The following is an 8,999-nucleotide window of genomic DNA, read 5'->3' on the forward strand; positions in this document are numbered from 1 at the left end:
TCGACGGGGGTGATTCCGGCCGCCCCTCGCGCATGCCCTTCGTTTCTCGGCACGCCACGACCGGAAGACGCCCTTCCTCTGATCGGATACAGTCCGCGCGTGTCCGAAACTCAGCAACCCACTGCCAACTCCGCGCCGGACTCCCACTGTTCGCGCTGCGGAGCGCCCTATGGAGAGGGCGTCCTCGGCTGGCCGCGCACCTGCCCTTCCTGCGGCGGCGTCGCCTACCGCAACCCGCTGCCGGTCGCCATCGCGCTCCAGCCCGTGTACGACACCAGGGGTACGTCCCTGGTCGTCATCACGCGAACCATCGCACCCGCGCGCGGAGGCACGGCCCTGCCCGGGGGCTACATCGACGACCGGGAGGACTGGAAGCAGGCCGTCGTCCGTGAACTCAAGGAAGAGACCGGGATCGACGCCGCCGCCCGAGACGTGCGGCTCGTCGACGCCATGAGTTCGCCCGACGGCCATCTGCTGCTCTTCGGACTCCTCCCGGAACGTCCGGCCGAGGGGCTGCCGCCCTCCGGCCCCACCGACGAGACCGAGGGCTGGCACCTGCTGCGCAGGCCCGAGGAACTGGCGTTCCCGCTGCACACCGCAGCCGTGCGGGCCTGGTTCGAGGGGCGGTACGTCTGAGCCGCGCGGCTCAGCCCAGCCCCCGTACGCGCACGGGACGATCCGGCTCGGCCGACCCCTCCTCGCGTTCCCTGGTGACCACCACCCGCCGGCCCTGCCAGCGGGCGGCGTAGCGTTCGAGCTCCGGTTCGTCCCACCCGTCGCCCGCGTCCGGCACGACCAGGCCGCCCCCCGTCCGGCCACGGGCCGGCGCCCACACCTCGAGTGCCGGCGCACCGTCGGTGTCGCGCACCGGTATCACCGATCCCGCGCGCGCGAACACCGGTATCCGGGACAGCGGCGCGTCCACCAGCACCTGCGCCGGGCCCTCGTACGCCGCCTCCGTCGCCGTGTCGTACCAGCGGCCCCGCGGCAGCTGCACCGCACGCCGGACGGCCCCCGGCTCCAGCACCGGAGCGACCAGCAGACCGTCGCCGAGCAGAAACGTGTCCTCGCAGTCCCGCAGCGCCCGGTCCTCCGGCGCCCCCCACCACACCGGGCGCACATAGGGCGCCCCGGTCCGCCGGGCGAGATGCGCGACCGTCACGAGATACGGCAACAGCCGCCGGCGCTCCAGCAGCGCCACGCGCGCGTGCTCCAGCACCTCGGCCCCGAACTCCCAGGGTTCCCGCCGCCCGGCCCGCAGGCCCGCATGGGTGCGGAACAGCGGCAGATACGCGCCCAGCTGGAACCACCGCAGATACAGCTCGGGCGACGGACTGCCGTCGAACCCTCCCACGTCCGGACCCGAGTACGGCACCCCGCACAGTCCGAGCCCCAGCACCAGCGACAGGGACGCCCGAAGCCCCGGCCAGCCCGTCGCCACATCCCCCGACCAGGTGCCGCCGTACCGCTGCATGCCCGCCCAGCCCGAGCGGGAGAACAGGAAAGGCCGCTCCTGGGGCGACAGCTCGCGCAGCCCCTCGTAAGCCGCCCGGGCCATGCACAGCGCGTACACGTTGTGCGCCTCCCGATGGTCGCCCCCACGCCCCTCCAGCGCGTGCCGGGCCGAGCGCGGCAGCGTCGACTCACCGAAGGCGTTGAACGAGGTCGGCTCGTTCATGTCGTGCCAGAACCCGGCGAACCCCTGGCCCAGCCGCTCCTCGTAGAGCCCGCTCCACCACGCGCGCACACGCGCGCGCGTGAAGTCCGGGAAAACCGATTCTCCCGCCCACGCCACGCCCCGCACCTCGCGCCCCGTGGCGTCCCGCACGAAGGCGTCCAGGGCGGAGCCGCTGTCGTACACGGCATTGCCCGCTGCCGCCTTCACGGCCGGATCCACGACGGACACCAGCCGGATCCCGTCCCGGCGCAGCTCCTCCGCGAGCACCGGCAGCTTGGGGAAACGCTCCTGGTCGACGGTGAACACCTGATGGTCGTCGTAGTGATCGATGTCCAGATGGACCGCGTCCAGCGGCAGATCACGCTCCTGGTAGCCCGCGACGATCCGACGCACCTCCTGCTCGCTGCCGAAGCCCCACCGCGCGTGCTGGTGGCCGAGCGCCCACGCGGGCGGCAGCGCGGGCGCCCCGGTCAGCGAGGCCCACGTGTGCAGCACCCGCGCGGGAGTCCCCGCCATCACCCAACAGCGCAGCGGACCGCCGTCCATCCGCACCTCGCAGCGTCCCGCCCGGTCGTGCCCGGACCCGGCGCCCTCCTCGCCCTCGCGCAGGACCACCACCCCGTCCCACGTGGTGTCGTGGAACACCAGATGCGTGCCGGCGTCCGCGACCACCAGCTGCACCGGCATGGTCAGATACAGCGGATCGTCACCCGGGCCGAAAGCGCGCCCGGGATCGGTGTTCCACAACCGGTACGCCCCGTCCCGCAGCCGGGGCCCGGACGCCCGTCCGCCCAGCCCGAAGAACCGGGCGTCCGCCGCCACCTCCGACCGCTGCATCCACCGCGCCGCGCCCCCGCCCACCGGCTCCCACCAGCGCGGCGGCAGATCCCGCCGCAAGGTCACACCGCCGGGCGTGCACACCTCCACCGCGCCGTGCCGCGAGACCACCACCGTCACCCGCTCGGCCACGACCCGCCAGCCGCCGTCCTTGTCCGGCTCCAGCACCGCCCGCGGATCCGGCTCGGGAGCCTTCCCGGCCAGCGCGTACGACGGATGCGGCCCGGTGCCGTCCCACCCCCAGAACACCGCCCCGTTCACCGCCACGGTGATCCGCAGCTCGGACCGGCTGAACCGGATCACCCCGCCCCCGGGCCCCGGCTCCACGGCCTCCACCCGGCCCGGGACCCGCGCCCGCTCGGCCCCCCGCCGCGGCAGCCCGGCGGCATCGATCCGCCTCCTGCGCCACGCCGCCCGTACGGTACGCAACCCCCGAACCGCTCTCCCCGAACCGACCACACTCACCGAACGCACCAGGTCACGACCGTCCATGCTGCTCACCCTGCCACCCCGCGACCCGCCCGCGCGTGTCGTTCAACTGCCGTTCACCCGTGCCCGCACCACATCTTCAAGAGGGGGACTATGTGGGGCACACCCTGGTGCAGAAGTCGATCACATGGCATCGTCCCTGTCAGCCGCGTCACGCGCACACCCCAGCCCGTGCGCGGACGACGCACACGACGCGCACAGCCCGGGAGCCGCCCCATGTCGACCGCGAATCCTCAGCCGCTCTGGCAGCCCGATCCCGCGCGGATCGCCCAGGCCCGCATCACCCGCTTCCAGGCATGGGCCGCCGAACACCACGGCGCCCCTGCAGAAGGCGGCTACCCGGCTCTGCACCGGTGGTCCGTCGACCAGCCGGAGACCTTCTGGAAAGCCGTCACCGAGTGGTTCGACGTACGGTTCTCGACCCCCTACGCGCGCGTGCTCGGCGACCGGGCCATGCCGGGCGCCCAGTGGTTCCCCGGAGCCACCCTCAACTACGCCGAACACGCCCTGCGCGCCGCCGCGGACCGCGCGGACGAACCCGCCCTCCTCCACGTGGACGAGACCCACGAACCACGCCCGGTGACCTGGTCCGAGCTGCGCCGCCAGGTCGGCTCCCTCGCCGCCGAACTCCGTGTCCTCGGCGTCCGCCCCGGCGACCGGATCAGTGGCTACCTGCCCAACATCCCCGAGGCCGTCGTCGCCCTCCTGGCCACAGCCGCCGTCGGCGCCGTCTGGACCTCCTGCGCCCCCGACTTCGGCGCCCGCAGCGTCCTGGACCGCTTCCAGCAGGTCGAACCCGTCGTCCTCTTCACCGTCGACGGCTACCGCTACGGCGGCAAGGAACACGACCGCCGCGAGACCGTCGCCGAGCTGCGCCGCGAACTGCCCACCCTGCGCGCCGTCGTCCACATCCCGCTGCTCGGCACCCCGGCACCCGAAGGCGCCCTGGACTGGTCGGCGCTGACCGCGCAGGACACCGAGCCCGTCTTCGAGCAGGTGCCCTTCGACCACCCGCTGTGGGTGCTCTACTCCTCGGGCACGACCGGCCTGCCCAAGGCCATCGTCCAGTCCCAGGGCGGCATCCTGGTCGAACACCTCAAGCAGCTCGGCCTGCACTGCGACCTCGGCCCCGAGGACCGTTTCTTCTGGTACACCTCGACCGGCTGGATGATGTGGAACTTCCTCGTCTCCGGCCTGCTCACCGGCACCACGATCGTCCTGTACGACGGCAGCCCCGGCTACCCGGACACCGGAGCCCAGTGGCGGATCGCCGAACGCACCCGCGCCACCCTCTACGGCACCTCCGCCGCCTATGTCATGGCCTGCCGCAAGGCCGGCGTCCACCCCGTCCGCGACTTCGACCTCTCGACGGTGAAGTGCGTCGCCACCACCGGCTCGCCGCTGCCGCCCGACGGGTTCCGCTGGCTGCACGACGAGGTCCGCGACGACCTGTGGATCGCCTCCGTCAGCGGCGGCACCGACGTCTGCTCCTGCTTCGCCGGAGCCGTACCGACCCTCCCGGTCTACACGGGCGAACTCCAGGCGCCCGGCCTCGGCACCGACCTCCAGTCCTGGGACCCCAGCGGCAAGCCCCTCGTCGACGAGGTCGGCGAGCTGGTCGTCACCAACCCCATGCCCTCCATGCCGGTCCGGTTCTGGAACGACCCCGACGGCAGCCGCTACCACGACAGCTACTTCGACACCTACCCCGGCGTCTGGCGCCACGGGGACTGGATCACCCTCACCTCCCGGGGCACCGTGATCATCCACGGCCGCTCCGACTCCACCCTCAACCGGCAGGGCGTGCGCATGGGCTCCGCCGACATCTACGAGGTCGTCGAGCGTCTGCCGGAGATCCAGGAATCCCTGGTCATCGGCGTCGAACAGCCCGACGGCGGCTACTGGATGCCGCTGTTCGTCCATCTCGCACCGGGCGCCGTCCTCGACGAGGCACTCCTCAACCGCGTCAAGCAGGCCATCCGCGAACAGCTCTCGCCGCGCCATGTACCCGACGAGATCATCGAGGTACCCGGCGTCCCGCACACCCTGACCGGCAAGCGCATCGAGGTCCCCGTCAAGCGTCTCCTCCAGGGCACCCCCCTGGAGAAGGCGGTCAACCCGGGATCCATCGACAACCTCGCCCTGCTCGGCTTCTACGAGGAACTGGCCCGCAAGCGCGCCTGATCCCCCGGACCCAGCGCCCCATCGGCCCACTCGGCGTCACCACCGTCATCGGGAGCCGTCCACTCGCCCGGACGGCTCCTCGGCGCCCCTACCGCGGTGACCTGCGCAAACCAGCACCGCCTGGTCGGCGACAGGCTTCAGCCGACCCCGTTGTCAGTGCCGTCGGTTACGGTGAGTGAGCATTGATCGACTGCGCACTGGGGGAATCATGGCGCACACCGACCACCTGAGCATGCGACGCGTCCTGCGCCGCGAGATCGCCGGCACCATCGGCCTGCTCACCGACGAACATGACTTCCGGGCGATGCGGCGCTACCGCAGCTTCACCTTCGACGACCACAGCACCTACCTCCAACAGGTGGAGGCCCTCCTCAAGACCCGAGCCGCCCAGGGCAGCCACACCACCCTGGCCCTCTTCGACCCCGAGGACTACGCGGCATTCTGCGCCGACACCGGCCTCGACCCCGACCAGCCCGCCAGCCGGACCCGGTTCACCGCGGAACTCGCGGCCACCGGCCCCACCATCCCCTACGACGGCCGCCCACTCGCCACCCTCCTGCCCGCCCTCGTCGACGAAGCCGTACGCCAAGCCACCTGGGAGTACGCAAGCACCCTGCTCACCCGCCTCGGCCCCTGCCCGACCTGCGGCGAGGACATCGGCAGGGCCGCCTTCACCCGGGCCTCCGAACTCCTGGTCCGCATCCTCGACACCGCACCGGCCGGCGACCGGCACCTCGTGTGCAGCGTCTCCGGACCACCGGACACTCTCATCTCCGCCCTGCACGCCGACCAGGACCAGCAGGGCGCCCTCCACCTCGACGAGGCCGAGGCCCTGGAATTCACCAGCGTCCTCGCCCTCGGCCTCGCCACCCGCAGCCCCGGCGGACTGGTCCTGCGCACCACCGCCCCCGGCAACCCCGACCGCGTCTACGGCTGGCGACTGCGCGCCGGCGGCCTGGAGCCCCTCACCGCCTCCGAAGTCTTCGACGCCTACTGCACCGACGCCATCTCCGGCGACCTCATCCCACCGGAGTCCGGCGTCGACTACGGCGAGCCACCGGACCTCGGCACGGAAGGCACAGCCGCCGAGCACCGCCACTGAGCACACCGCGCAGACCGGCCCGGCACCACCCCGGACACGCCAGGGGCGTCCCACCCGAAGGCGGGACGCCCCTGAAACCCCGGCACACCGGCCCGACCGACTACTCGCCGGACAGCACCGCCTGCGCCGCACTGCGCGCATCCGCAGCGCTGTCCGCCGCCCGCGCGGCAGCCGCGGCACGCTCGCACTGCGCCAGCGTGTACTTCGCCAGCGTCGCCCGCACATACGGAATCGACGCCGCACCCATCGACAGGGAGGTGACACCCAGACCGGTCAGCACACACGCCAGCAGCGGGTCGGACGCCGCCTCGCCACACACACCACAGCTCTTGCCCTCGGCCCCGGCCGCCTCGGCGGCCATCGCCACCAGGTCGAGCAGCGCCGGCTGCCACGGATCCTGCAACCGCGACACCGCACCCACCTGCCGGTCCGCCGCGAACGTGTACTGCGCGAGGTCATTGGTCCCCAGCGACAGGAACTCGACCTCCTGCAAAATCGAGCGCGCCCGCAGGGCGGCCGACGGGATCTCCACCATCGCACCGAACTTCGCCCGCAGCCCCGCCTCACGGCACGCGTCGGCGAACGCCTTCGCGTCCGCACGGTCCGCCACCATCGGCGCCATCACCTCGAGGTAGACGGGCAGACCCTCGGCGGCCTTCGCCAGCGCGGTCAGCTGCGTCCGCAGAACCTCCGGGTGGTCGAGCAGCGTCCGCAGACCCCGCACACCCAGCGCCGGGTTCGGCTCGTCCGCCGGAGTCAGGAAGTCCAGCGGCTTGTCCGCACCCGCGTCCAGCACCCGCACGACCACACGGCCCTCGGGGAACGCCTCCAGCACCTGCCGGTACGCCTCGACCTGCTTCTCCTCGGAAGGAGCGCTCTTGCTGTCGTCCAGGAACAGGAACTCGGTCCGGAACAGACCGACACCCTCGGCCCCGGCCTCCACGGCCGCGGGGACGTCCGCCGGCCCGCCCACGTTCGCCAGCAGCGGCACCTTGTGCCCGTCCGCGGTCGCACCCGGACCGGTCGAGGCGGCCAGCGCGGCCTTGCGCTCGGCGGCCGCGGCCTCCAGCGCCGCCTTCTTCTCCTCGCTCGGGTTCACAAAGACATCACCCGTGCTGCCGTCCACCGCGACGACCGTGCCCTCGGCCAGCTCACCGGCACCCGGCAGCGCCACGACCGCCGGCACGCCCAGCGCCCGCGCCAGGATCGCACTGTGACTGGTCGGACCGCCCTCCTCGGTCACGAAACCGAGCACCAGAGACGGGTCCAGCAGGGCGGTGTCCGCAGGCGCCAGGTCCCGCGCCACGAGCACATACGGCTCGTCGCTGTCCGGCACGCCCGGCATCGGCACGCCCAGCAGCCGGGCGACGATACGATTCCGCACGTCATCGAGGTCGGCCACCCGGCCGGCGAGGTACTCACCGGCAGCCGCCAGCAGCTCCCGGTACGCGGCGAAGGCGTCGTACACCGCACGCTCGGCCGTGCTGCCGACGGCGATCCGCCGGTCCACGTCCGCCATCAGCTCGGGGTCCTGGGCCATCATGGCCTGCGCCTCGAGCACCGCCTGGGCCTCGCCACCGGCCAGGTTGCCACGCGCCATCAGGTCGGCGGCCACCGCGTCCACGGCCTGGCGGGCGCGCCCCTGCTCCCGCTCGGCCTCCTCCGCCGGGATCTGCTTGGCGGGCGGTTCCAGCACCGCCGTACCCATGTGCCGAACCTCGCCGATCGCCACGCCATGGCTCACGCCGACGCCTCGCAGCGTTGTCTCCATCTCACCCGTCTCCGATAGTGCGGCGGGTCCCGCCGCCGCGATGGTTGTCCTGTGTGCCGTCATCACGACGGCACTGCCGTCAGTTCCAGGTGAAGAGGCTGTCGCCGGCCTTCACATCACCGCTGTCCCGCAGGTCGGAGAGAGCCTCGGCCGTGGCCTCGAGCGCGACGACGGGGCAGACCGCCGACTTGCCGGCCGCCTCGACCGCGGCGGGGTTCCAGCGCACGACGGCCTGCCCCCGGGCCACGGTGTCGCCCTTGTTGACGAGCAGCTCGAAGCCCTCGCCATTGAGCTGCACAGTGTCGATGCCGAGATGCGTAAGGACGCCGTGCCCGTTCCCGTCGACCACGACGAACGCGTGCGGGTGCAGAGAAACGATGACGCCGTCCACGGGCGCCACGGCTTCGGAGGGCTCGCGCACCGGGTCGATGGCAGTGCCCGGGCCGACCATGGCCCCGGAGAAGACCGGATCCGGCACGGCGGCCAGTCCGATGGCGCGTCCAGCGAGCGGGGACGTCACGGTGGTCATGGGAAGCCTCCAAGGAGTGGAGCTGCCGGCACTGAGCAGCAGCGTATGTCATATGAAGGGGCCGTTCCGTCTGGAAGCTACCAGGAAGTGGTCTAGACCACCAACCTCATGGATTTGCACCGCCTTCCGGGCTGGGTGTACATTCGTAACTCCTGCTGAGGCGGAGGGGCGCGAAAGCGACCACGCTCGGCAGTACCCAAACTCGTCGGATCCTAACTCTGGATCCCCTTCTGCATGTCCGCAGCAGGGTGGTCAGAGGGCCGGAAAAACCCTGATAGAGTTTGGAACACCGAAGGGAAGCGCCCGGAGGAAAGCCCGAGAGGGTGAGTACAAAGGAAGCGACCGTTCCTTGAGAACTCAACAGCGTGCCAAAAATCAACGCCAGATATGTTGATACCCCGTCCGTCGG

Annotated in this window: 6 protein-coding genes; 3 read left to right on the top strand and 3 right to left on the bottom strand. The window is 71.9% G+C overall.

Translation table 11 applies throughout. The features are described from left to right. Nucleotides 1–99 precede the first annotated feature (99 nt). Nucleotides 100–636, top strand: a complete 537-nt coding sequence (locus ACWCV9_RS09665; RefSeq protein WP_450785223.1) for an NUDIX domain-containing protein — start codon at nt 100–102, stop codon at nt 634–636. 10 nt (nt 637–646) lie between these two features. On the opposite strand, the gene ACWCV9_RS09670 is transcribed toward ACWCV9_RS09665, so the two are convergent. Continuing rightward, complete coding sequence (locus ACWCV9_RS09670) at nt 647–3,007, bottom strand: glycoside hydrolase family 31 protein (RefSeq protein WP_450785225.1); 2,361 nt, start codon at nt 3,005–3,007, stop codon at nt 647–649. A 213-nt stretch (nt 3,008–3,220) separates the two neighbouring features. Between ACWCV9_RS09670 and ACWCV9_RS09675 the strand changes: the two genes are divergently transcribed. Both ACWCV9_RS09675 and ACWCV9_RS09680 read left to right on the top strand, forming a co-directional pair. Next, entirely contained in the window at nt 3,221–5,188 is a 1,968-nt protein-coding gene (locus ACWCV9_RS09675) for an acetoacetate--CoA ligase (RefSeq protein WP_450785226.1), read from the top strand. A 208-nt stretch (nt 5,189–5,396) separates the two neighbouring features. Then, nucleotides 5,397–6,290 carry a hypothetical protein gene (locus ACWCV9_RS09680; RefSeq protein WP_450785228.1) on the top strand — a complete coding sequence of 298 codons (894 nt, stop codon included), beginning with the start codon at nt 5,397–5,399 and terminating at the stop codon, nt 6,288–6,290. A gap of 100 nt (nt 6,291–6,390) precedes the next feature. Here ACWCV9_RS09680 and ptsP read toward each other — a convergent pair whose 3' ends face one another. Both ptsP and ACWCV9_RS09690 read right to left on the bottom strand, forming a co-directional pair. Next, the gene (gene ptsP / locus ACWCV9_RS09685; protein ID WP_450785230.1) at nt 6,391–8,061 is read right to left on the bottom strand and encodes a phosphoenolpyruvate--protein phosphotransferase; all 1,671 of its coding nucleotides are present in this window, start codon (nt 8,059–8,061) and stop codon (nt 6,391–6,393) included. Between the two features lie 79 nt (nt 8,062–8,140). Then, the gene (locus tag ACWCV9_RS09690) at nt 8,141–8,590 is read right to left on the bottom strand and encodes a PTS sugar transporter subunit IIA (RefSeq protein WP_385846740.1); all 450 of its coding nucleotides are present in this window, start codon (nt 8,588–8,590) and stop codon (nt 8,141–8,143) included. Nucleotides 8,591–8,999: the final 409 nt, after the last annotated feature.

Source organism: Streptomyces sp. NPDC001606 (assembly GCF_053596835.1).

Excerpts from the sequence above, each read along its gene's own strand:
- ACWCV9_RS09670 (WP_450785225.1), bottom strand. The coding sequence starts at position 3,007 with ATGGACGGTCGTGACCTGGTGCGTTCGGTGAGTGTGGTCGGTTCGGGG.
- ACWCV9_RS09675 (WP_450785226.1), top strand. The coding sequence starts at position 3,221 with ATGTCGACCGCGAATCCTCAGCCGCTCTGGCAGCCCGATCCCGCGCGG.
- ACWCV9_RS09680 (WP_450785228.1), top strand. The coding sequence starts at position 5,397 with ATGGCGCACACCGACCACCTGAGCATGCGACGCGTCCTGCGCCGCGAG.
- ptsP (WP_450785230.1), bottom strand. The coding sequence starts at position 8,061 with ATGGAGACAACGCTGCGAGGCGTCGGCGTGAGCCATGGCGTGGCGATC.
- ACWCV9_RS09690 (WP_385846740.1), bottom strand. The coding sequence starts at position 8,590 with ATGACCACCGTGACGTCCCCGCTCGCTGGACGCGCCATCGGACTGGCC.